We start from the raw sequence: 22,571 nt of genomic DNA on the forward strand, positions 1-22,571 counted from the left end.
GCACACAGAGATCGCGCGAGGCCGCACCGGGCACCGGTGCGGCCTCGCGGGGCGGTCAGCGGAAGGTGGCTCGCACCGTGTCCTGGGCGGTCTGCACCCCCCGTTCCACGAGCCGGACCACGATCGTCCGGTACCCGGTGCCGTACGACGCGGTCGTCAGCGGGAACGACCACGCGGCCCGGCCCGTGGCCGGCCGCCACGCGCCCGGATCCACGGGGCCGTTGCGCCGCACCACCTGCCACTCGACCCGCGCGTCCGGCACCACCCGGAACGCCGATGCGGCCACCTGCGACGGCGTGCCGTCGCGCACCGCCCTCGCGTACAGCACGTGGTCGCCCGCGGCCAGGCGGCCGAGGTCCGCGCTCCACGTGCCGGTCGACTCGTCGAGTTCGGCCGAGGTGGGCGCGGCGAAGGTCTCGTCGTCCACGGAGACCTGCACCCGCCGGGTCTCCGGCCTGCCGCCGACGCCCTCGGGGTCGGAGCCGAGGTCCGGGAACGCGTACCGGCCGCCCGCGACGACCGTCTCGCCCTCGCCGGTCTCGGCGCCGTCCGCCGGGGACGCGATCGTGGCGCCGAACGCGAGAGTGGACGGGGGCAGCGGGGCCGGGTCGAGCGTCAGCCGCGACGCGTGCCCGTCCTCGTACCCGACCTCGGCGAGCGCGGTCGTGTCGGACAGCAGCTGCACCGACAGCTGCTCCCCCGTGAAGGCGTGCCGCGCCGTCTCCCACTCGATCGTGAACGCCGTCCAGCCGCCGGTGACAGGCCGGCTCGCCGCCTTGCCCCGGCCGATCTCCCGGTCGGTGGCGAGGAGCACGACCGTGGGTGCCACGACGGCGGCAGGCGCCCGGGTGCGCAGGTACAGCTCGGCCCGCACCCGCGAACCGGCGGCGAGCGGTTCGGTCAGCGTGTCGGTCGCGGGGTGCGCGGCCGTCGGCAGATAGGGCGCCGCTGTCGACAGGGTGTCGCCGACCGGGCAGCCGTCCGCGTCGTCGCCGTGGTCGGTGCGGTCCATGGTCCGCTCAGCCGAGCAGTCGGGCCCCTGGTGCAGGTAGTAGCTGAACGCCTCTGCCGAATAAGGCCCTTGGGGATCCGCCGCGTCCTGCCGGACGCCGAGCGTCCGACGCAGCACACCCAGCGCGCCGTCGAGGGTGGCCACGTCGTCGAGGCCGGCGGAGACGCCCGTGGGCAGCGGTGCCGGGTCCGAGGTGCCGTCCCCGTCACGGTCGTAGCCGCCCCAGATGCTGTCCCGGATCGCGCGGTCGGCGGCGAAGAAGTCGTCCTCGACGGGCCGTTCGGGCAGCAGGGACCGGCCGAGCAGGACGTCCACGGCGCGGCGCGCGGTCTCCGGCGTCGCGGCGCCGTAGCCCTCGAAGAGGACGTTGCCGGCGGTGTGGGGCGAGGCGAGCGGCCAGCTCGCTGACGGCAGGTTGTCCTCCCCGAGCGGGAAGGCGTTCTTCAGCACGGCTTCGCGCAGTTCGGCGCGCGTGAGCCTGCCGTCGTGGAGGTACTCGCTCTGCGGGACGGCGGTGCCTTCGGCCACGACCTGACCGCTCTTCTGCCCGGCCCGCGGGTCGCCGACGGCGTCCTTGACCCGCTGGAGCGTCGTACCGAACACCCCGGCCGTGTACGGCGTCGCCGCCGACGTGCCGCTGAACTGGTCCTGGCACAGCACCCCGGTGTGGCAGGCCGACGGCAGACTGCCGATGCCCCACGACGACAGGTGCACGGGCATGCCGTCGCCGACGACGGCCCGCTGGTTGTCGCGGCGCAGGGCGCCGACCGTGATGTTCCAGTCGGGTCCCGTCTGGTCGGAGTGCCAGGTGCTGACCGGCACGTCGAAGGCGTTGCCGACGCCGTTGCCCGCGGCGAACAGCACGGTCTGGCCGCGTTCGGCCGCCTCCTTGGTCACCTCCTCACCGCTGAGCACGGGGCCGACGGGGGCGCCGCCGATGTAGCCGAAGGAGTGCGAGGTGATGTCGACCCAGGGGTACTTCGTGGCGACGGTCTCGTCGAGGCCCTCCACCATGACGAGCAGGCAGGTCGGGCAGTAGCCGTAGCGGTTTCCGGCCGAGACCGAGGCGGAGCCGGTGCCGTGGCCGTGGTCGTCGAGGACCGGATGGGCACCGTCCACGCTCGACGAGTAGGCGCCGATGATCTTCGTGCCGGGGATCCAGTGCAGTGTGCCGCCGGGCACCCGCTCACTCCACAGCTGCTTGTCCTCCTCGGGCAGATACCCCTTGCCGAGGGTCACGGGGATCGCCGGGGCGGAGGCCGGGTAGCCGGGGATGTACTCCGAGGGGTGCCTGGTGAAGTCCCGGGTCAGCGCGAGGACATCGGGGTCCGGGTAGGTGCGGGCGGAGAACTCCAGGTGGTACGGGTTGATCCCGGTGTCGGCGATGCCGATCACGGTGACGGGCGGGCTCGCGGCGATCCGGTCCGCGCTGCCGACCAGCACGGACGTCGTCTCACGCCGCTCCAGGCCGTATCCGTCGGTCGCCTTGAGGGTGACCAGATGCCGCCCGTCGGGCAGACCGGGGTCGACGGACGTGCCGGTGGCGTCGTCGAACCGCCCGTCCGCGTCCAGGTCCCAGGCCGCGGCGACGGGTGCCGTGCCGCCCGAGACAGTGCCGCTGAGCCGCTGCTCCGCGCCCGTCTCGAAGGTGTACGGGCCTCCGGCCGCGACCCGCGGCCGCGGGTCGGCGGGGCGCCGGTGGGCGACGACCTGTGCGGTCACGTCGTCCGTGACGGTGGCCCACTTGACGGCGACGACCTTCCAGGTGCCGGCGACAGGGGCCGATACGGACGTCCTCTCCGGGTGGTCACCGGACTCCGACGTGGCCACGACCTCGCCGGACGGGTCGGTGACGCGCAGGTCGTAGTCCTGGGCCGTCGTCCGCCAGGACAGGGTGACGTCCAGGGAGCCCGTACCGGCCGGGACCTCGAAGGGGAACTCCACCGCCGCGCCGGAGGGGAAGACGCCGGGCGTCGGGTCGGACTTCGTCTCGTCGAGCAGCGTGGCGGAGGTCTCCTCGACGACCACGACCCTGACCGTGTCGGTCGTCCGGGCACCCGCCGCGTCCGTGACGGTGAGCCGCAGTTCGTACGTGCCGGGGGCGAGGCCCTCGGTGTCATAGGACGCGCTCGCCGCATCCGCGCCGACGACGGTGCCGTGCTCGGCGGACCACGCCCAGGTGTACGGAGCGGTGCCGCCGTAGGCGCTGCCCAGCAGCACGGCCTTCTCGCCGGCCGCGACGAAGGAGCTGTCGCCGGCGTCGGCGTGCAGGGGAGAGGGCGCGGGGGTGGCGGGCGTGCCGGTGCGTGCCGTTCCGGCCACCTCGACGGTGCCGCTGAGCGGGCCGCGTACGGCACCGTCGACGACCTGCCGGCCGTCGACGGTGGCGACCGTCACGTCGGAGCCTTCCCCGGCACCGGCCGCGGTGCCGGGGATGAGGGCGGCCGCCACCGCGAGCGCGGCGGCGACGGCCGTCCGGCGGAACCGGCCCGCCGAGTACGGGGAACGGGCCACGACAGGGGAGGGACGCGGCATCAGTCCCTGCCCCACTTCTGCGCGCATGCCTTCAGATCGGCCTTGACCTGCTGGCCCCGGTCCACGACGACGGGGATGCGCTCCAGGACCTGCCCGTTCTTCTCGCAGGTCAGGGTCCAGTTCTCGATCAGGCCGGCGCCCGTCTGCTGCTCCGTGGCGTCGTAGAGGGAGGCGGTGAGCGTCCAGGTCGGCGCGACGGACGCCCAGTTCTCCACCCGCAGCACATAGGTGCCCTGTTGCGGGTCCTGGAGTAGGACCCGCTCCTTCTCGCCGACCGAGCCCGCGGAACTGCCCACCTGGGTGAGGCTGCCGTCGGCGTTCTTGCGCAGGACGTACAGGTCGAGGTCGTCCGGCGTGGCCCAGTCGAGCTTCACCTCGAGGACGTCGGCGGCCCGGTCGACGGTGAACTCCTGCTCCGTCCGCTGCGCCGGTGCGGTGGTGCCCGAGTAGGTCTGCCGCTTCAGCGGCTCCGAGGAGACCACCTGGATCTGGCGGGCCTTGACGACGGGCCGGGTGGAGGGGTTCACGTGCCAGGTGTACGCGCCGTCCCTGCCGACGGTCATGGTCGTGTCCAGGGTGTCCGAGATGCTGCCCGACCAGGTGGGTGTGGCGAAGGTCTTGCGCAGCCGCAGGGTCGCACCGGCGGGCGCCTTGCCCTTGATCACCGAGTGGGTCTGCGGGTCGATGGCGCTCTCCAGCGCCACGAGGTACGCCTCACGGTTGCCCTTGCCGGCGAACTCGCCCGCACCCAGGTACTCGTCGACGACCTCCGGGAACGGCGGGTGGAACTCGTCGGGGCCGATCTCGAACGTGTAGCCGTAGCCGCCGGTCGCGTTGTACGACCAGTCCTCGGTGGTGCCGGTGGTGTCGTAGAGTTCCCAACTGTGCTGGCTCGTGTAGCCGTTCTGGGCGGCCATCCGGTCGCCGAGCTCGGTCAGCGCGGCGTCGTCCGGCGGACTGCCGACGGGCTGCCCGTCGGGGCCGATCGTGTCGGGCGCGACGCCGCCGGGGCTCAGCACCAGGTTGGAGAAGGTGTGGTTGGTGATCAGCCCGGTCACCTGCCGGCCGCTGATCAGCTCGCGGATGTTCTGTGTCTCCGGCTCGGAGAACGGCGCGGCGCCGCGGTAGGTGGCCTGGACCGGCTCGGCGGCCGCTCCCGGGCCGCCCCAGTACGCCCCGTAGTTGCGGTTGAGGTCGACGCCGGCGCCGAAGCCGCCGGGACTGCTCGCGAGGGCACACTCGTTCAGCAGCGGGGAGAATCCGTCGACGATCCGGCAGTTCTTGCGCTTGTACGCGTTGCCGGGGGTGGCCAGGATCGATCCGGTGCCGCCCTCGTCGACGGGGCGCAGGTCGATCAACTGCCCGTCGTCGAAGGACTTCTGGAAGCCGTCGACGTTGACGACCGGCACGATGACGACGCGGGCCTTGTTCAGCAGCGCGGTGATGCGCGGGTCGCTGCCGTAGTTCTTCACCAGGTCGTACGCGAACTCGATGGTGTGCTCGCCGGAAGGCCATTCGCGGGCGTGGTGCAGGCCGAGCATGAGGAAGACGGGCCGGCCGTCCTCCGCGGCCGCGACGTTGTGCGCGATCTCCACGCCGTGCACCGGCTTGCCCTCGAGGCTCTTGTGCGGCAGCGTGATCTTCTTGACCAGGCTCGGGCGAATCGCGGCGAGCCGGTCGAGATTGTCGTTGTAGTCGTCCAGGCTGCGGTAGCTGTCGCGTCCGGACGGCAGGGGCGAGGCGGCGGTCGCGGCGGCGTAGGCGCGGTTGGCCGCGTTGATCTCGGACTCCCGCTGCACGAGGTCGGGGATGCGCACCTGCCAGGTGAAGCCGGCGGCGCGCAGCGCGAGAGCGTCGCCGAGGCTGTGCAGAACGACCTCGCTGCGGTCGTGCCCCGCATGCTCGGTCAGGTCGAGCCCGAGTGCGGAGAGTCTGTTTCTGGCTGCTCGGGTGGGGGTGTCCACCATCACGAGCTGCGGCCTGAACGCTTCGTCTTCCGCCGCCGCGGCGGAAGACGAAGCCGGCGCGAGAGGCAGCAGCGCGCCCGCCGCGGCGGCGACCAGTGCGCAGGCGATCGCGGTGCGCCTGCGGGACCGTGGGTGCGAAACGACCACGTGAACTCCTGTCGAGAGGAGCTCTGCCCAGGCGAGCCCGGCTCGCCCTGTGGGGCCGCGGTCTCGTCGGGCACAGCCCTGTCCGTGGTGGGGGGAGGCTGAGCGGGAACGTAGCAGAGGCGATGGCATGTACACGAGAGGGAGAGGAGAGGAAACGGAAGTCCGTGCTCCGAGCGGTCGGACGGCGCTTCCGCGCGCATGGCCGTGCGGCCGCGAAACCGCCCGGCCGGGCGCGGGTCGGCGGGGAAATATGACGGAAGTCCGACGGACCGCCCGCTGCCCTGGTCCTCGCGTCGGTCACGTGCTCGAATCGAAGGGTGACCTCACACGACGGTGACGCGGAACGCACCGGGCACACCGGCCCCGCCGGGCCGGCCGAGCGGGACGACGGGACGACCGGCTCGCCCCTCGGCCGCCGGCTGGTGCTCGGCATGCTGGGCGTCGGTGCCGCCTCGGTCGTCGCCGCGCCCGGACTCCAGCGCGGGCTCGAGTCGTTCCTCGGCTCCGCCGCCGACAAGGACCCCACCGGCCTCACCGGGCTGCTCCCCAACGGCGGCGGCTTCCGCTACTACTCGGTCGCAACCTCCGTGCCCCGCCGGGACGCGACGAACTACCGCCTCACCGTCGACGGCCTCGTCGACCGCCCCACCACCTACACGCTCGCCGCGCTGCGCGCCCTCCCGCAGACCCGGATCGTGCGCGACGTGCAGTGCGTGACCGGCTGGCGCGTGCCCGACACCCCGTTCGAAGGCGTGCAGCTGTCGCTGCTTCTCGACGCGGCCGGGGTGCGCCCCGAGGGCAGGGCGATCCGGTTCACCTGCTTCGACGGCACGTACAGCGAGAGCCTCACCCTCGCGCAGGCCCGTCGCGACGACGTCCTGGTCGCCCTGCGCATGCAGGACAAGCCGCTCAGCCACGCCCACGGCGGCCCCGCCCGGCTCTACGTCGCGCCGATGTACTTCTACAAGTCGGCGAAATGGCTCTTCGGGATCACCGTCACCTCCCGTGTGCGGCCCGGCTATTGGGAGGAGCGCGGCTATGACGTCGACGCCTGGGTCGGCCGGTCCAACGGCCGCAGCGACACCCCCACCGGCTGAACCGCCCGCCCGCGTACGGCGGTTCAGCCGGGCCGAGCGCTGGGTGCATCGCGCCACCGCCGCCCTGATGCTCCTCTGCGTCGTGACCGCGGCCGCCCTGTACGTACCGCAGATCGCGGAACTCGTCGGTCGCCGCCATCTCGTGGTCACCGTCCACGAGTGGGCCGGTGTGCTGCTGCCGGTGCCGTTCCTGCTCGGCCTCGCGTCCCCGGCGTTCCGCGCCGACCTGCGCCGGCTCAACCGCTTCGGCCCGCACGACCTCACCTGGCTGCGTGCCGTACGCCGCCGGGACCACCGGCTCGCGTCACGCCCGGCCGGGAAGTTCAACGCCGGGCAGAAGCTCTACGCGGCCTGGATCGCGGGCGCGGCCCTGGTCATGCTCGGCACCGGGCTGCTGATGTGGTTCACGCACCTCACCCCGCTGGTGTGGCGCACCAGCGCGACGTTCGTGCACGACTGGCTGTCGCTGGCCGTCGGGATCGTGCTGGCCGGACACATCGGAATGGCGCTCGCCGACCGGGAGGCACGCCGTGGCATGCGCACCGGGTCGGTCGAGCGCCAGTGGGCCCATGACCACCACTCCGAGTGGCTACAGGACGAGTGACAGCAGCAGCACGAAGACGATGCCCACGACCGAGATGATGGTCTCCATCACCGACCAGGTCTTGATCGTCTGACCGACGTTCATGCCGAAGTACTCCTTCACCAACCAGAAGCCGGCGTCGTTGACATGGCTGAAGAACAGCGAACCGGCACCGATCGCGAGTACCAGCAGCGCCGCGTGCGCGGTCGACATGTCGGCCGCGAGCGGCGCGACCAGTCCGGCCGCCGAGATCGTCGCGACCGTCGCCGACCCCGTGGCCAGCCGGATCGCCACCGCGATCAGCCAGGCGAGCAGCAGCGTCGGTATGGCCCAGTTCTTGGAGAAGTCCAGGATCATCTGGCCGACACCGATGTCGATCAGCGTCTGCTTGAACCCGCCGCCGGCGCCGACGATCAGCAGGACGCCAGCGATCGGGGCGAGCGACTTCTCGACCGTCGAGCCGATCCGCTCCTTGGTGAACCCGGCGGCGCGGCCCAGGGTGAAGATGCCCACCAGCACCGCGGCCAGCAGGGCGATCAGCGGCGAGCCGACGACGTCCGTGACGCGCTGGAGCCCGTTCTCGGGGTCGTCCACGATGATGTCGACGAGGGCCTTGGCCATCATCAGCACGACCGGCAACAGCACCGTGGTGACGGTGGCGGCGAAGCTGGGCCGCTTCTCCGGGCCGTCGGTGGCGCGCTGAGGGATCATTTTCTCCGGTGCCGGGATGTCCACCCAGCGGGCGGCGAACCTGGAGAACACCGGGCCCGCGATGATCACCGTCGGTATCGCGACGAGCAGGCCGAGGGCGAGGGTCACGCCCAGATTGGCGCCGATGGCGTCGATCGCGACCAGCGGGCCGGGGTGCGGCGGGATGAGGCCGTGCATGACGGACAGGCCGGCGAGGGCCGGGATGCCGATCCGCATCAGCGAGTAGTTGCCGCGCTTGGCGACCATCAGCACGACCGGGATCAGCAGGACGATGCCGACCTCGAAGAACAGCGGGAGTCCGATGATCGAGGCGATCAGCACCATCGCCCACGGCATCGCGCGGCCGCCCGCCCTGGCCAGGATGGTGTCGACGATCTGGTCGGCGCCGCCCGAGTCGGCGAGCAGCTTGCCGAGGATCGCGCCCAGCGCGATGAGGACGCCGACCCCGGCGACGGTGCTGCCGAGGCCGGTGCTGAAGGAGGCGATGGCCTTGTCGAGCGGTGCCCCGGCGAACGCGCCGAGGGCGAGCGAACCGATGGTCAGGGCCAGGAACGCGTGCAGCTTGAACCTGGTGATGAGCAGGACGATGACGGCGATGCCCGCCACGACGGCGATGCCCAGCTGAGCGTTACCCGCCGAGGTGATCGGCTCGACGGTGTCCGCTGCCAGCATCTCGACGCTGAGACTGGTCACGGTGATTCCTTGTCACGGAAAGGGACGGGGGAGGGGACGGGGTACGGGGGCGGGGATCAGGAGCCGAGCGCGCGCAGCGCGGCGACGGCCCGCTCGGTGATCTCCTCGGGGGTTCCGGACACGTCGACCGCGACACCCGTCTCGTCGTCGCCCAGCGGCTGCAGGGTGGCGAACTGGGAGTCGAGGAGCGCGGTCGGCATGAAGTGCCCCTTGCGCTCCTTCATGCGCCGCTCGATGAGCGCGCGGTCGCCGGTGAGGTGGAGGAAGACGACTCCGGGCGCGGCGGCCCTGAGCCGGTCGCGGTACACGCGCTTGAGCGCCGAGCTGGAGACCACGCCGCCGTGTCCGGCCCGCTCATGGGCCCAGGCGCCGATGGCGTCCAGCCACGGCCGGCGGTCGTCGTCGTCGAGCGGGGTGCCGGCCGACATCTTGGCGATGTTGGCCGGGGGGTGGAAGTCGTCGCCCTCGGCGTACGGGACGCCCAGGGCGGCGGCGAGCAGGGGGCCGATCGTGGTCTTGCCTGTGCCTGCCACGCCCATCACCACGACGACGTGAGGGGTGCTCATTACGTGCCTCGCTGTCTTCTTCGACATCCGACATCGGTCCGTCGCGCTACTGGAACCCATTAGGTACGACGTATTCAAGAGTCTGAGACATAAACGTCATACTTTTTGTTCCCGGGTCCGCTCGTCTCCCTCCGGCGGCCACCCGTAGGCTTTGCGCATGACCACAGAAGGCCGGGGGCTTCACACGCAGGTGCTCGACACCCTCGGTCTGGCGATCACCGCCGGCGACTACCCGGCCGGGAGCGTCCTGCGCACCGACGAGGTCGCCCAGCGTTTCGACGTCTCCCGGACGGTCGTCCGCGAAGTGGTCAGGGTCCTGGAGTCCATGCGCCTGGTGGAGTCGCGGCGCCGTGTCGGCGTGACCGTACGGCCTACCGAGGAGTGGAACGTCTACGACCCGCGTGTCATCCGCTGGCGCCTCGCCGGCGCCGACCGGCCGCGCCAGCTGCGCTCCCTGACCGTGCTGCGCTCCGCGATCGAACCGGTCGCGGCCTCCCTCGCCGCGGTCAACGCCACCCCGGAGCAGTGCGCCGCCCTCACCCGGGAGGCCATCGGCATGGTCGCCACCTCCCGGGGCCACCAGCTGGAGGGCTATCTGGAGCACGACATCGCCTTCCACCGGATCGTGCTCAACGCCTCCGGCAACGAGATGTTCGCCCGGCTCGGCGACGTCGTCGCGGAGGTCCTGGCGGGCCGGACCCACCACCACGTGATGTTCGACGACCCGGATCCGGCGGCCGTGACGCTCCATGTACAGCTCGCCGAAGCCGTTCGCGAAGGCGATGCGGCGCGTGCGGAGGGGCTCACCAAGCAGATCGCGGCGGGCGCCCTGGAAGAGCTGGATGTCCTCGCACCCTGAATTGCATGGCATCCTTGCTTCATATTGGCGAAACCTCTGAAATACCTCAGATCTATATCTGAGTGAGGTTGGCCACTGCCAAAATCCCAGGGTTGCCCTGACTATGAGCCGTCAGGCTCTTGGGCACCCACGCCGTGCCGCGGCACACCGCACAGAGCCGCCGGCGCACAAGGCCGGGTACCGCACACCCCCTCACGAAGGCGAACACCTCAATGAGTGACCGCACCATGGCTGCGGCCGACACGCCTGTCGCCCCCGCGACGGGCACCCCCCACGTAGATGCCGGTGACGCCGGGTACCGCAAGGACCTCAAGTCACGTCACATCAACATGATCGCCATCGGCGGCGCCATCGGTACGGGGCTCTTCCTCGGCGCCGGTGGCCGCATGGCCAACGCCGGTCCGTCCCTCTTCATCGCGTACGCCGTGTGTGGCGTCTTCGCCTTCTTCGTCGTCCGTGCGCTCGGCGAGCTGGTGCTCTACCGGCCCTCGTCCGGCGCCTTCGTCTCGTACGCCCGTGAGTTCATGGGCGAGAAGGGCGCCTACACGGCCGGCTGGCTGTACTTCCTGAACTGGTCGACCACCGCGATCGCCGACATCACCGCTGCCGCGACCTACGCCCACTTCTGGGCCATGTTCAGCGACATCCCGCAGTGGGTCCTCGCGCTGATCGCCCTGGCCGTCGTCCTCACCGCGAACCTGATCTCGGTGAAGTACTTCGGCGAGATGGAGTTCTGGTTCGCGATCATCAAGGTCGCCGCCCTGGTCCTGTTCATGCTGATCGGCATCTTCCTCGTCGTGACCTCGCACGACATCGGCGGCCACACGCCGGGCCTCGCCACCGTCACGGACAACGGCGGCATCTTCCCGAGCGGCGTCATGCCCATGCTGCTGCTGATCCAGGGTGTCGTCTTCGCCTACGCCTCCGTCGAGCTCTGCGGCGTCGCCGCGGGCGAGACCGAGAACCCCGAGAAGATCATGCCCAAGGCGATCAACTCGATCATGTGGCGTGTCGGTCTCTTCTACGTCGGCTCCGTCGTGCTGCTCGCCCTGCTGCTGCCGTACACCGCGTACTCCGGCGACGAGAGCCCCTTCGTCACCGTCTTCGACAAGCTCGGTATCCCCGGCGCGGCCGGCGTCATGAACCTCGTCGTCCTCACCGCGGCACTGTCCAGCCTGAACTCCGGCCTGTACTCCACCGGCCGCATCCTGCGCTCGATGTCGCTGTCCGGCTCCGCGCCGAAGTTCACCGGCGTCATGAACAAGGGCGGTGTCCCCTACGGCGGCATCCTGCTCACCGCCGCCTTCGGCGTGATCGGCGTCTTCCTGAACTACGTCATGCCGGGCGAGGCCTTCGAGCTCGTGCTGAACTTCGCCTCGATCGGCATCATCGGCACCTGGGCGATGATCATGGTCTGCTCGCTGCTGTTCTGGCACCGTTCCAAGGACGGCCGGGTCACCCGCCCCGGTTACCAGCTGCCCTGGGCCCCCTACACCCAGATCGTCACGCTGTTCTTCCTCGGCTCCGTCCTCGTCCTGATGTGGATGGACGGCGGCATCGGCCGCACCACCGTCAACTGCCTGCCGCTGATCGCGGCCGCGCTGGTCGGCGGCTGGTACGTGGTCCGCAAGCGCGTCGGCCGCATCGCGGCCGAGCGCGAGGACGCCCACGCCTGACCCCCCGAAGGCCGGGCCCCGCGGGGCCCGGCCTTCGCCGTGCCCCGGCCCCGACGGTTCCCCCGCTGTCCCGCCTGGTGGGGGCCGTCTCCGTTGCCCGTGTCCCCGTCGGACGCGGGGGTCGCCCGGGAGCGTGTCGGCACGCGGGCCGGCCGCGTCCTCGCGGCGTACACGGGCCACGCCCGGCTGGGCGGCGTGCGGACACGCTTGCGCCCGGTGGCCGTGATTCGCCCCGGGGGGGCGTATCTGCTGCCTGCGCCGCAGTTGGACACGGGGCCGGCCGCGTGCGCGTTCCCACCCGGGCGGCCGCGGGCCATGCCGATGGGACGTCTCCCGCTGTGACCGGCTGGGGGCGGATCGGTTGACCGTGTCCCCGCCGGGCGCGGGGTCGGTCGCGAGCGTGTCCGCACGCGGGGCGGCCGCGATCGGCCGGCGGATGCAGTCCACGCCCGCGCCGACGTACTCGTGGGCGGCCGCGCCCGACGCCACGCGCCAGGCGGAAAACGCCCCCTTCTGCGGCCTCCTCGGCATACCGTGCGAGCCATCGCGGCGTGCCGCCGTGACAGGCCACGAGGAAGGGCAGGTCCTGCGATGCCCCAGCAGGTGCAAGGCGTGATCGCACCCGGGAAGAACGAGCCGGTGCGGGTCGAGACGATCACCGTTCCCGACCCCGGGCCGGGCGAGGCCGTCGTGCGGGTGCAGGCGTGCGGCGTCTGCCACACCGACCTGCACTACAAGCAGGGCGGGATCACCGACGAGTTTCCCTTCCTGCTGGGCCACGAGGCGGCCGGCGTCGTGGAGTCCGTCGGCGACGGCGTCATCGACGTCGCGCCGGGCGACTTCGTGGTCCTGAACTGGCGCGCCGTCTGTGGCCGCTGCCGCGCCTGCCTGCGCGGCAGGCCCTGGTACTGCTTCGACACCCACAACGCCCGGCAGCGGATGACGCTCACCGCCTCCGGCACCGAGCTGTCGCCCGCCCTGGGCATCGGCGCCTTCGCCGAGAAGACCCTGGTCGCCGCAGGCCAGTGCACCAAGGTCGACCCCGCGGTCTCCCCGGCCGTCGCCGGACTGCTCGGCTGCGGGGTCATGGCGGGCATTGGCGCCGCCGTCAACACGGGCGGGGTCGGCCGCGGCGACACGGTCGCCGTCATCGGCTGCGGCGGCGTCGGTGACGCGGCCGTCGTCGGCGCACGCCTCGCCGGCGCGGCGAAGATCATCGCGGTCGACATCGACGACCGCAAGCTGGCGACCGCCCGCTCCATGGGCGCCACCCACACCGTCAACTCCCGCTCCACGGACCCCGTCGAAGCGATCCGCGACCTCACCGGCGGCTTCGGCGCGGACGTCGTCATCGAGGCGGTCGGCCGCCCGGAGACGTACCGGCAGGCCTTCTACGCCCGCGACCTGGCCGGCACGGTCGTCCTCGTCGGTGTGCCCACCCCCGACATGAAGCTGGAGTTGCCCCTGCTCGACGTCTTCGGCCGTGGCGGGGCGCTCAAGTCGTCCTGGTACGGAGACTGCCTGCCCTCCCGTGACTTCCCGATGCTCATCGACCTGCACCAGCAGGGCCGCATCGACCTCGGCGCGTTCGTCACGGAGACCATCGGCATCGGCGACGTCGAGGCGGCCTTCGCGCGGATGCACGAGGGCGACGTCCTGCGCTCGGTCGTCGTCCTGTGATCGCCGCCGGTCACCACGCCGCCAGCCGCAGCCGGCTCTCGAAGCGGCACGGCTCACCCGTCACCGGATCGGTGAACTCCAAGGCCCGGGCGAGGAGCTGCAGGGGGCGCGTGTAGTCCTCGGGCCCCGGGGCGCGTACTTCGGGGTAGACCGGGTCGTACAGGATCGGCAGGCCCAGGGAGTTCATGTGCACGCGCAGCTGGTGCGTTCGGCCGGTGGCCGGCAGCAGCCGGTACCGGCCGAGCGCGCCGCGCGCCTCCACCAGCTCGATCCGGCTCTTGCTGTTCGGCTCCCCCAGCACCTCCCGGGCGGCGATCACCCCGCGCTCCTTCTCGATCCGGCTGCGTACGGTACGGGGCAGGGCGACCGACGGGTCGTACGGCGCGATCGCCTCGTACTCCTTGCGCACCCGCCGGTCCCGGAACAGCGTCTGGTAGGCACCCCGGTCCCCGGGCCGTACGACGAAGAGCACCAGCCCCGCGGTCAGCCGGTCCAGCCGGTGCGCGGGCTGGAGCTCCGGCAGCCCGAGACCGCGGCGCAGCCGCGCCAGCGCCGTTTCGGTGATGTGGCTGCCACGCGGGACCGTGGCGAGGAAGTGCGGCTTGTCGGCGATCACCAGGCGTTCGTCGCGGTGCACGACGCCCACCTCGAAGGGCACCCGCTCCTCGGCGGCGAAATCCCGGTGGAAGAACAGGTACCGCCCCGCCTCGTACGGGTCACCGGCCGTGACCGGGCCGTCGGCCGAGACGATACGGCCCTCGTCGAGCATGGCGTCGACCTGCTCGGCCCCGATGGCGTTCGCGTACCGCTCCACGAGATGGTCCCGCACGGTGGCCCACAGCCCGTCCGGATCGGCGGGCAGCCGCAGCCGCACCGGGTCGATGCCGTCGCGCTGGGGGAGCGGCGACCGAGGGGCCTTGTTTCTGCGTCTCACCGACGAGACTGTATGCCCACCGCGCCGATGCCCGGGCCGGTCAGTGCCCCCGTGCCCACCTCGCCGCCGGCCGCGGGCCGTCAGTCCACCCCTGCCCACCGCACCGGCGGCCTCGGCCGGTCAGTGCTCCATCCCGCCGCCGAGGTACATCACGGCCACGCCGATGACGACGAGCGCGACACCGATCAGCGTCGCGGGCCTGACCGGTTCGTCGAACAGCCAGACGCCGCCGAAGAACGCCCCGACCGTCCCGACCCCCGACCACACCGCGTACACCGGACCGACGTTCAGGGACCTGAGCGCCTGCGCCAGCATCACGAACGCCACGCCGTACCCGACGACGACCAGCACGCTGGCGCCCGGCCTGCTCAGGCCGTGCGAGGCACGCAGCGCCAGAGTGGCCATCACCTCGGACGCGATCGCGCCCGCGACCAGCAGGAAATCCATCGCACCTCCCCGGAACACACGAAGATCCCCACGGCACGCCGTGGGGATCTCACTGGTGTCCGAGGGGGGACTTGAACCCCCACGCCCGATAAAGGGCACTAGCACCTCAAGCTAGCGCGTCTGCCATTCCGCCACCCGGACAAGGTGTCTGTCTCTCGGCCCTGGGCCGTTCCGACGTGGAAAACCATAGCAAACATTCGGCCCCCCTCGATCACACCCCCGGTTCCGTGAACGCCCCGTGACGTCCGAAGGCCGCCCTTGGGCATTGACCCGCATGGCGGGAGGATGAGGGCGGACCACCAGCAGCGACAGTGGGAGGAATTCAGCGTGAGCGAGTCGAACACCGCCCGGGCCGTGTCGGGCGAGGACGAGGTCGTCGACCTCTGTCGTGAGCTGATCCGGATCGACACCAGCAACTACGGTGACCACTCGGGCCCGGGCGAGCGCGCCGCGGCCGAGTACGTCGCCGAGAAGCTCGCCGAGGTGGGGCTGGAACCGCAGATCCTCGAGTCGCACAAGGGCAGGGCCTCCACCGTGGCCCGCATCGAGGGCGAGGACCCGTCCCGCCCCGCGCTGCTCATCCACGGCCACACCGACGTCGTCCCGGCGAACGCCGCCGACTGGACCCACCACCCGTTCTCGGGCGAGATCGCCGACGGCTGCGTCTGGGGCCGCGGCGCGGTGGACATGAAGGACATGGACGCGATGACGCTGGCGGTCGTACGCGACAGGCTGCGCAGCGGCCGCAAGCCGCCCCGCGACGTCGTGCTCGCGTTCCTCGCCGACGAGGAGGCCGGCGGCACCTACGGCGCCCGCCATCTGGTCGACCACCACCCGGACCTGTTCGAGGGCGTCACCGAGGCGATCGGCGAGGTGGGCGGCTTCTCCTTCACCGTCAACGAGAACCTGCGCCTCTACCTGGTCGAGACGGCGCAGAAGGGCATGCACTGGATGCGCCTGACCGTCGAGGGCACGGCCGGCCACGGCTCGATGACCAACAACGACAACGCCATCACCGAGCTGTGCGAGGCCGTCGGCCGCCTCGGCCGCCACCAGTGGCCGGTCAGGGTCACCAAGACCGTCCGCTCCTTCCTCGACGAGCTGTCCGACGCGCTCGGCACTTCGCTCGACCCCGAGGACATGGACGCCACGCTCGCCAAGCTCGGCGGCATCGCCAAGATGGTCGGCGCCACCCTGCGCAACTCCGCCGCCCCCACCATGCTCGGCGCCGGCTACAAGGTGAACGTCATCCCCGGCCAGGCGACCGCGCACGTCGACGGGCGCTTCCTGCCCGGCTACGAGGAGGAGTTCCTCGCGGACCTGGACCGGCTGCTCGGCCCCCGGGTCCGGCGCGAGGACGTCCACGGCGACAAGGCGCTGGAGACCAGCTTCGACGGGGCTCTCGTGGACGCCATGCAGGTGGCTCTCAAAGCCGAGGACCCGATCGCCCGGGCGGTGCCCTACATGCTCTCCGGCGGAACGGACGCCAAGTCCTTCGACGACCTCGGTATCCGCTGTTTCGGTTTCGCGCCGCTGAAGCTGCCCCCGGAGCTGGACTTCGCCGGCATGTTCCACGGCGTGGACGAGCGGGTCCCGGTCGACGGCCTGAAATTCGGTGTCCGAGTTCTCGACCGATTCCTCGACCACTGCTGACGCATCGCGGCCACCGGCAGCCGCCGAAAAGGGGCCGAAGCGAGGGAATGACGTTCCCGCAATCGTCCGCGTGTGCGGCGATGACCGGAAAGAGTGAATGGAGGTTTCGTCTCGTAGCCGTCATGCGCCCTCCTCGTTACAGGTGATGCGGTCCGCGGCTGGGGCCGTATGCCAACAAGGAGGAATAATGATCAAGAAGGTCGTCGCAGCTGCGGCTGCCACTGGCGGTCTGGTGCTCGCGGGCGCGGGTGTGGCCGTGGCCGACGCCGGTGCCATGGGCACCGCCTCGCAGTCCCCGGGCGTGCTGTCGGGCAACGCCGTCCAGGTGCCGCTCCACGTGCCGGTCAACCTGTGCGGCAACACGGTCGACGCCATCGGGCTGCTCAACCCCGCCTTCGCCAACGAATGCGCCAACCTCTGAGCGTTGTGACTCGACCCGGGAGACCCCGGGTTTGATTCGGGCGGCTCGGGAGTGCGTGCCCGCACTCCGGAGCCGCCCGGTTCTTCCAGCTCCGGGAAGTACACCGGGGCATTCTGACAGCTGCTGGAAGGCAGGAAACAAGACATGCGACAGGTCACGCGCAAGGGTCTGATCTCTGTGGCGGCCGCGGGTGGCGTACTCGCGCTCGGCGGGGGTTACGCACAGGCGGATTCCGTGGCGAACGGCGGGGCGTCGAATTCGCCCGGCGTGCTCTCCGGGAATTCGGTCCAGGCGCCGGTGCACGTTCCGGTGAACGTCTGCGGGAACACCGTGGACATCATCGGACTTCTGAACCCCGCCGTGGGCAACATGTGCGCCAACGGGTCCGGCAGCGGCTCCGGAACGGGCAGCAACGCGGGCAGTTCCCAGGCGAGCGGGGAGACAAGCAATTCACCGGGCATCCTCTCGGGGAACCAGGTGCAGGCGCCGGTCGCCGCGCCCGTCAACGTGTGCGGGAACAGCGTCACGGTCATCGGCGCTCTCAACCCGTCGTCCGCCAACTGCGGGAACAACTCCGACGGCTCCACGCCCGGTAACCCGCAGGAGCCGACGGAGCCGGGTAACCCGCAGGAGCCGACGGAGCCGGGTAACCCGCAGGAGCCGACGGAGCCGGGCAACCCGCAGGAGCCGACGGAGCCGGGCAACCCCCAGACGCCCACGACCCCCACGACGCCCACGACCCCCACGACGCCCACGACCCCCAGCACGCCGGCGAACCCACTGGGGCCGAACACCCCCGGTGAGCGGACCGTCACGCCGAAGGGCGGCGGCGCCCAGCTGGCCGAGACCGGTATGGACGCGGTCGACGTGCTCGCCCCTGCCGGTGCCGGACTGCTGCTCGCGGGCGCGGTCCTCTACCGGCGGGCCCGCGCGTCGGCCTGACCGGGCCCGACTGAGGCGGTACACGAAGGAGCGGGCCCACAGGCCCGCTCCTTGCGTCTGCGGTCGGCTCGCGTCTGCGCCCGTGGACCGGGCCCGGACCTCGCCGGTGCGCTCACCAAGTGGCGCGCACCTGTCGGATGATGCGCCGGCGCAGCCGCACGCGGCGGCTGCCGTCCCGGTGCAGGGTCAGTCGGTCCAACTCCCAGTGTCCGTATTCGGCATGGTCGGTCAGCAGACGGGTCGCCTCCTTGCGGGAGACCCCGCGAGGGACGTACACGTCGACAAATTCGTATTCCGGCATCGCATCTATTGTGCGGGCAGCGGCCCGGTACGGATAGCGTCTGCACTATGTCTGATGCTGCGCAGCCCACCGCTGCCGAGGTACGTGCCGCCGCCGAGGCGGTCAAGGCCGCACTGGACCGTCACCTCGCGGCGGTCGAGAACCGCACGGGTGAGGACGACCCGGCTGTCTACGACGCCTTCAATGCGCTCGCCGCGGCGGCCGAGGCCTACGACGAGAGGCTCTACGACCGCTATGACGAGGTGACGCCCTTCGAGATCCCCGGCGCCGACGACTCGCTGCCGCCCTACGCGGGTCCCGAGGAGCCGAACGCACTCAGCGTGCTGATCCGCCGGGACTACGCGGTGGTGGAGCCGCAGCGGCTGCTCGCCCAGGCGCAGCGCATCGCGGATCTCGATCCGGACGCGGCGGACCGGCCCGCCAACGTGCCGGTCGTCGGCGAGAGCGTGCACGCGGCGCTCGGTGTGCTCTTCGGGGAGTACGAACCGGACGAAATCGCCTCCCGTCACAAGGAGTTCGGCCTGGCCGAGGGGGACTCCACGCTCTGGGTGGCCGCCGCGGACGAGCTGCCCGAACCGGGGGAGTGGCTGAGCGTCCCGTTCGACCAGGCCGACCCCGAGAGGGTCGTCTGCCGCTTCGACGTCAGCTCGGTCTTCGACGAGGAGGACCTGGCGGAGGATCTCGACCAGGAGGAGTGACGGCGTCATCGGCGGGACGGTGTGGTCGGCGCCGGGTCGCCACTCGACGCCGCCCGGCCCTGTGCCGTCCTTCCACACTGCTCCGGCACGCTTCCGCGGCCCGGGGCGACGCCACGCCGTCGCCCCGGGCCGCTGCCGTGCTACGACCCGGGCCCGGTAGCGAGGAGGGCCTCCAGCAGCGAGCGCAGCCGGGTGGTCCGCTCCGCACCCGGCACCTCCGCCACGGTGCGGGCCAGCGCCTGGTCGACGCCGTGCACCACGGACAGATGACGCTCGGCGCGGCCGAACGCCGTGTACACCCACGGTCTGCTCAGCCCCTGCGCCGCGTCCCTCGGCAGGACCACGACCACGGCCGGCCAGCGCATGCCCGCCGCCTGGTGCGCCGTGAGCGCCCAGCCGTGGCGGACCTCCGACGCGACCCGCTCCTTGGGGACGACCGTCCTCGTCCCCTCGCAGTCCAGGTGCAGCCCCTCCGCGTCCGCCGAGACCACGGTGCAGGTCAGTGTCCGGCCGGGCGCCTGGGCGTACGCGACGCGGTCACCCGGGTCGAAGCCGCCGAACCGGCCGGGGCCCGGGTTCAGCCGCTGCTTGAGCGCCGCGTTGAGCGCGCGGGTGCCCGCCGGGCCGCCGTGGCCGACGGTGATCACCTGGGTGCGGTCGGCCGGTACGCCGATGGCCCGCGGAACCGAGTCGGCGACGAGCTGCACCGTGCGGTGGACCGCCTCTCCTGCGTCCCGCACCGGGACGATCACGATCTCCTTCTCCGGAGCCGGCACCTGGTTGAGCTCCCCGACGCCGATGCCGGACACCAGCTCCCCGAGCGGGCCCGGGTCGGGCGTGCGCGACGCGATCTGCGGGCACACGCGCGCGGCGATGACGTCGCCGAACACGCGGCCCGCGCCGGCCGAGCCCAGCACCCCCGGGTCGCCGCTGAGCACCAGGCGGCTGCCGTCGGGCATCGACTCGACGAGTATCGCGGCGGTCTCCACGTCCAGCTGCGGCGCGTCGAGGACGACCAGGAGATCGAGCGCCAGCGCGCCGTCCTCGTCCCTGCCGGGCCCGGCCGCGCCCGAGAGCAGCGCCGGGACCGTGACGGCACCGGCCTCGGCACCGAGCCTGCGGCTGCCGTTCTCCCCGTGCGTGGCGACGACGGCGCGCAGTCCACGCGCACGCGCCCGCACCCCGAGGTCGACCGGCTCGGCACGGGCCGCCTCGCCGCCCGTGTGCACGACGAGCCCGTGCGCGCCCGCGGCCCGGACCAGCTCCGGGCCCTCCCAGTCGTCGGACGGGCCGGTCCTGACGAGCCGGGCCAGTCCGTCGGCCAGGCTCTCCTCCGCCATGGCGTAACGGTCGAGTCCCAACAGGACGGTCACCGGCTTCGTCTCCTGCTCGTCCTCCACGCCCTCCTGGAAGACGAGAACGGCGCCGTCGGCGACGGCCTGCCGGACGGCCTCGTCTGGGTCGGGCACCGTGCGCTCGGCGAGCGCCGCGCGCACCGCTGACGCGTCCTGGGCCGTGTGCCCCTGGAGCGCCGCCCGCTCCAGCAGCCACGTCACGAGCGCGCGGGCGCGCCGCTTGTCACCGGGGCCGCACGCGTCACCGAGCAGCGCCCGCGCGAAGCCGTCCGCCTGCTCGGGCCTGACGCCCGGCACGGACAGCAGCTGCCAGGGGTCGTCGGCGAGCAGCTCCGCGGCGGATTCGCCAAGGGTCTCGGCGACCTGGGAGGCCAGCGCCTCGGGCGCGCCGCCCCGGACGAGCACGGCCCGCACGGCGGCCACGGTCTCGGGCGTGGCCTCCGGCGCGTGCGCCGTGGCGCGGACGGGCGTGGCGGGCGCGGGTGGGGGCACCGGCACGGGCCGCCGGGGCTCGGGCGGCGCCGCGTCGAAGAACTCCGACCCCGCGGCGTCGCCGCTCTCCACGGCCCGTACGGCGGCGAGCAGATCGGCGGCCTTCCCGCTGAGCTTGCCCCCGCTCTCGATGGGCCCGCCCCGCTCGGCCTTCCGCTTCTCGATCCGCGCCCGCAGCTCCCGCTGCGCGGCAATCTCCTCCTCGACCTCACCCGGGCCGCCTTCGTCGTCTGCGTCGCCGGGCTCGTGGCGACCGTCCGCCGGGTTCGGGGCCCTGGGCCCTTCGGGGGCTGCGTCGCCTATGTCGGGACTGCCGTCCCCCGAATTGGGGACCTCGCTCCCTATGGTGCCGCCGTCCGCACCGTCCGCGCCGTCCGCCGGGCCGACGGCCGACGCGCCTGCGCCGCCTTCGGCGGCTGGGTCGCCCATGTCGGGACCGCCGTCCGCCGGATTGGGGGCGTCGGCCCCGCCCGCGCCGCGCGAGTCGCCGCCTGTGCCGGTTGCCACGTCCGCGGCCGACGCGACCGTGTCGGCTGCCGCACCTGCCGCCGACGCGCTTGCGTCGCCCGCGCCGCCCGGGCCCACCACCGACCCGTCCGCGCCGCTTCCGGCGGCTGCGCCGCCCTGCGCAGGGGCCGGCCCCGGCGCGGTGGGGGGCGGGGTGGGGGCGGGGCCGGGGGAGTGCCCCGGGGTGGGCGCGGTCACAGCGTGCTCCAGTCCTGGTCGGGATAGCGGTGCACGGGCGCCGACACGTCGTCCAGCGCCTGGCAGATCTCGTCAGGAAGACTAAGCGCCTCCACCGACAACGCCGCCGTGAGCTGCTGCGCGTTGCGCGCGCCCACGATCGGGGCCACCACGCCGGGCCGGTCCCGGACCCACGCCAGCGCCACCTCCAGCGGAGTCGCCGCCAGACCGTCCGCCGCCGTCGCCACCGCGTCCACGATCCGGCTCGCCGCCTCGTCGAGATACGGCTCCACGAACGGCGCCATGTGTTCCGACGCCCCGCGCGAGTCTGCGGGCGTGGCCGTCCGGTACTTGCCGGTCAGCACACCGCGCCCCAGCGGCGACGACGGCAGCAGCCCCACGCCGAGGTCCAGCGCCGCGGGCAGCACCTCCCGCTCCACCCCTCGCTGCAGCAGCGAGTACTCCATCTGCGTGCTCGCGAGCCGCGTCCGTACCCCCGGCACCGACATCTGCCAGGTCGCCGCCTTCGCCAGCTGCCACCCGCAGAAGTTGGAGACGCCCGCATACCGCGCCCGCCCGCTCGCGACCGCGATGTCCAGCGCCTGGAGCGTCTCGTCGAGCGGCGTGCCGGGGTCGAAGGCGTGGATCTGCCACAGGTCCACGTAATCCGTCCCGAGCCGCTCCAGTGACGCGTCGAGCGCGGCGAGGAGATGCCCGCGCGACCCGTCGAAGCGCCGGTCCGGATCGGGCACGCTGCCCGCCTTCGTCGCTATGACCAGGTCCCGGCGAGGCACGAGCCGCTCCACGAGCCGGCCCAGCACATACTCGGCATCCCCGCCGCCGTAGACGTCGGCCGTGTCGACGAGCGTCCCGCCCGCCTCCCAGAAGACCTTCAACACGTCGGCGGCGTCGTGTTCGTCGGTGTCCCGGCCCCACGTCAGGGTGCCGAGTCCGATACGGGACACGCGCAGGCCGGTGCGGCCGAGATGCCTCTGCTCCATGGGCGCTGAGATTACTGGCCAGGGGCCCACGCCGAGAGAACCTGTGGACAACCTCCCCTGCCGGATCCCGCACGCCCGCGCTAGAGTCCCCGGAACATGGGCGTTACTGATCAGTAA

General features: G+C 72.2%; 18 protein-coding genes and 1 tRNA gene. 9 read left to right on the forward strand and 10 right to left on the reverse strand.

The window, feature by feature from the left end:
- Positions 1–55: 55 nt before the first annotated feature.
- Together ACLB9X_RS26820 and ACLB9X_RS26825 are read right to left on the reverse strand one after the other, a co-directional pair.
- A complete protein-coding gene (locus ACLB9X_RS26820) occupies positions 56–3,574 on the reverse strand; it encodes a S8 family serine peptidase (protein ID WP_410362982.1) in 3,519 nt (1,172 codons plus the stop codon).
- Positions 3,547–5,661 (reverse strand): M14 family zinc carboxypeptidase, encoded by a 2,115-nt coding sequence (locus tag ACLB9X_RS26825; protein ID WP_410362983.1) that lies wholly within the window; start codon positions 5,659–5,661, stop codon positions 3,547–3,549. Before ACLB9X_RS26825 ends, ACLB9X_RS26820 begins: the two co-directional genes overlap by 28 nt.
- Before the next feature lie 431 nt (positions 5,662–6,092).
- On the opposite strand from ACLB9X_RS26825, the gene ACLB9X_RS26830 reads away from it, so the two are divergent.
- Both ACLB9X_RS26830 and ACLB9X_RS26835 read left to right on the forward strand, forming a co-directional pair.
- A complete protein-coding gene (locus ACLB9X_RS26830; RefSeq protein WP_410363043.1) occupies positions 6,093–6,758 on the forward strand; it encodes a molybdopterin-dependent oxidoreductase in 666 nt (221 codons plus the stop codon).
- Positions 6,700–7,362, forward strand: coding sequence for a cytochrome b/b6 domain-containing protein (locus ACLB9X_RS26835; RefSeq protein WP_410362984.1), 663 nt, complete (start codon positions 6,700–6,702; stop codon positions 7,360–7,362). The genes ACLB9X_RS26830 and ACLB9X_RS26835 overlap by 59 nt, the downstream gene beginning before the upstream one ends.
- On the opposite strand, the gene ACLB9X_RS26840 is transcribed toward ACLB9X_RS26835, so the two are convergent.
- Both ACLB9X_RS26840 and ACLB9X_RS26845 read right to left on the reverse strand, forming a co-directional pair.
- Positions 7,348–8,745: a gluconate:H+ symporter gene (locus ACLB9X_RS26840; RefSeq protein WP_410362985.1), complete on the reverse strand. Its 1,398-nt coding sequence runs from the start codon at positions 8,743–8,745 to the stop codon at positions 7,348–7,350. The genes ACLB9X_RS26835 and ACLB9X_RS26840 overlap by 15 nt on opposite strands.
- A 56-nt stretch (positions 8,746–8,801) precedes the next feature.
- Positions 8,802–9,311, reverse strand: a complete 510-nt coding sequence (locus ACLB9X_RS26845) for a gluconokinase (RefSeq protein WP_410362986.1) — start codon at positions 9,309–9,311, stop codon at positions 8,802–8,804.
- 157 nt (positions 9,312–9,468) lie between these two features.
- Between ACLB9X_RS26845 and ACLB9X_RS26850 the strand changes: the two genes are divergently transcribed.
- From ACLB9X_RS26850 to ACLB9X_RS26860, 3 genes are all read left to right on the forward strand, one after another.
- Positions 9,469–10,170 (forward strand): FadR/GntR family transcriptional regulator, encoded by a 702-nt coding sequence (locus ACLB9X_RS26850; protein WP_410362987.1) that lies wholly within the window; start codon positions 9,469–9,471, stop codon positions 10,168–10,170.
- Between the two features lie 212 nt (positions 10,171–10,382).
- Entirely contained in the window at positions 10,383–11,846 is a 1,464-nt protein-coding gene (locus ACLB9X_RS26855) for an amino acid permease (protein WP_410362988.1), read from the forward strand.
- Positions 11,847–12,437: 591 nt separating this feature from the next.
- Entirely contained in the window at positions 12,438–13,526 is a 1,089-nt protein-coding gene (locus ACLB9X_RS26860) for an S-(hydroxymethyl)mycothiol dehydrogenase (RefSeq protein WP_410362989.1), read from the forward strand.
- A 10-nt stretch (positions 13,527–13,536) separates the two neighbouring features.
- On the opposite strand, the gene ACLB9X_RS26865 is transcribed toward ACLB9X_RS26860, so the two are convergent.
- From ACLB9X_RS26865 to ACLB9X_RS26875, 3 genes are all read right to left on the reverse strand, one after another.
- Positions 13,537–14,460: a pseudouridine synthase gene (locus ACLB9X_RS26865; RefSeq protein WP_410362990.1), complete on the reverse strand. Its 924-nt coding sequence runs from the start codon at positions 14,458–14,460 to the stop codon at positions 13,537–13,539.
- Between the two features lie 120 nt (positions 14,461–14,580).
- The gene (locus ACLB9X_RS26870) at positions 14,581–14,907 is read right to left on the reverse strand and encodes a DMT family transporter (RefSeq protein WP_410362991.1); all 327 of its coding nucleotides are present in this window, start codon (positions 14,905–14,907) and stop codon (positions 14,581–14,583) included.
- A gap of 53 nt (positions 14,908–14,960) precedes the next feature.
- A tRNA-Leu gene (locus ACLB9X_RS26875) sits at positions 14,961–15,048 on the reverse strand.
- Positions 15,049–15,234: 186 nt separating this feature from the next.
- Between ACLB9X_RS26875 and ACLB9X_RS26880 the strand changes: the two genes are divergently transcribed.
- The 3 genes from ACLB9X_RS26880 (at position 15,235) to ACLB9X_RS26890 (ending at position 17,923) form a co-directional block, all read left to right on the forward strand.
- The gene (locus ACLB9X_RS26880) at positions 15,235–16,560 is read left to right on the forward strand and encodes a M20/M25/M40 family metallo-hydrolase (RefSeq protein ID WP_410362992.1); all 1,326 of its coding nucleotides are present in this window, start codon (positions 15,235–15,237) and stop codon (positions 16,558–16,560) included.
- Positions 16,561–16,747: 187 nt separating this feature from the next.
- Positions 16,748–16,981: a chaplin gene (locus ACLB9X_RS26885; protein ID WP_410362993.1), complete on the forward strand. Its 234-nt coding sequence runs from the start codon at positions 16,748–16,750 to the stop codon at positions 16,979–16,981.
- Positions 16,982–17,125: 144 nt separating this feature from the next.
- On the forward strand, positions 17,126–17,923 hold the full coding sequence (locus ACLB9X_RS26890) for a chaplin family protein (RefSeq protein ID WP_410362994.1): 798 nt from the start codon (positions 17,126–17,128) through the stop codon (positions 17,921–17,923).
- Positions 17,924–18,035: 112 nt separating this feature from the next.
- Here the strand turns inward: ACLB9X_RS26890 and ACLB9X_RS26895 are convergent, their stop codons facing one another.
- Positions 18,036–18,224, reverse strand: coding sequence for a DUF5703 family protein (locus ACLB9X_RS26895; protein WP_100106356.1), 189 nt, complete (start codon positions 18,222–18,224; stop codon positions 18,036–18,038).
- Between the two features lie 47 nt (positions 18,225–18,271).
- Between ACLB9X_RS26895 and ACLB9X_RS26900 the strand changes: the two genes are divergently transcribed.
- Entirely contained in the window at positions 18,272–18,922 is a 651-nt protein-coding gene (locus ACLB9X_RS26900; protein ID WP_410362995.1) for a hypothetical protein, read from the forward strand.
- A 140-nt stretch (positions 18,923–19,062) separates the two neighbouring features.
- On the opposite strand, the gene ACLB9X_RS26905 is transcribed toward ACLB9X_RS26900, so the two are convergent.
- Together ACLB9X_RS26905 and ACLB9X_RS26910 are read right to left on the reverse strand one after the other, a co-directional pair.
- Entirely contained in the window at positions 19,063–21,198 is a 2,136-nt protein-coding gene (locus tag ACLB9X_RS26905; RefSeq protein WP_410363044.1) for a helix-hairpin-helix domain-containing protein, read from the reverse strand.
- 272 nt (positions 21,199–21,470) lie between these two features.
- Entirely contained in the window at positions 21,471–22,454 is a 984-nt protein-coding gene (locus ACLB9X_RS26910; protein ID WP_410362996.1) for an aldo/keto reductase, read from the reverse strand.
- Positions 22,455–22,571: the final 117 nt, after the last annotated feature.

Source organism: Streptomyces sp. 5K101 (assembly GCF_046506645.1).
Lineage (GTDB): Bacteria > Actinomycetota > Actinomycetes > Streptomycetales > Streptomycetaceae > Streptomyces.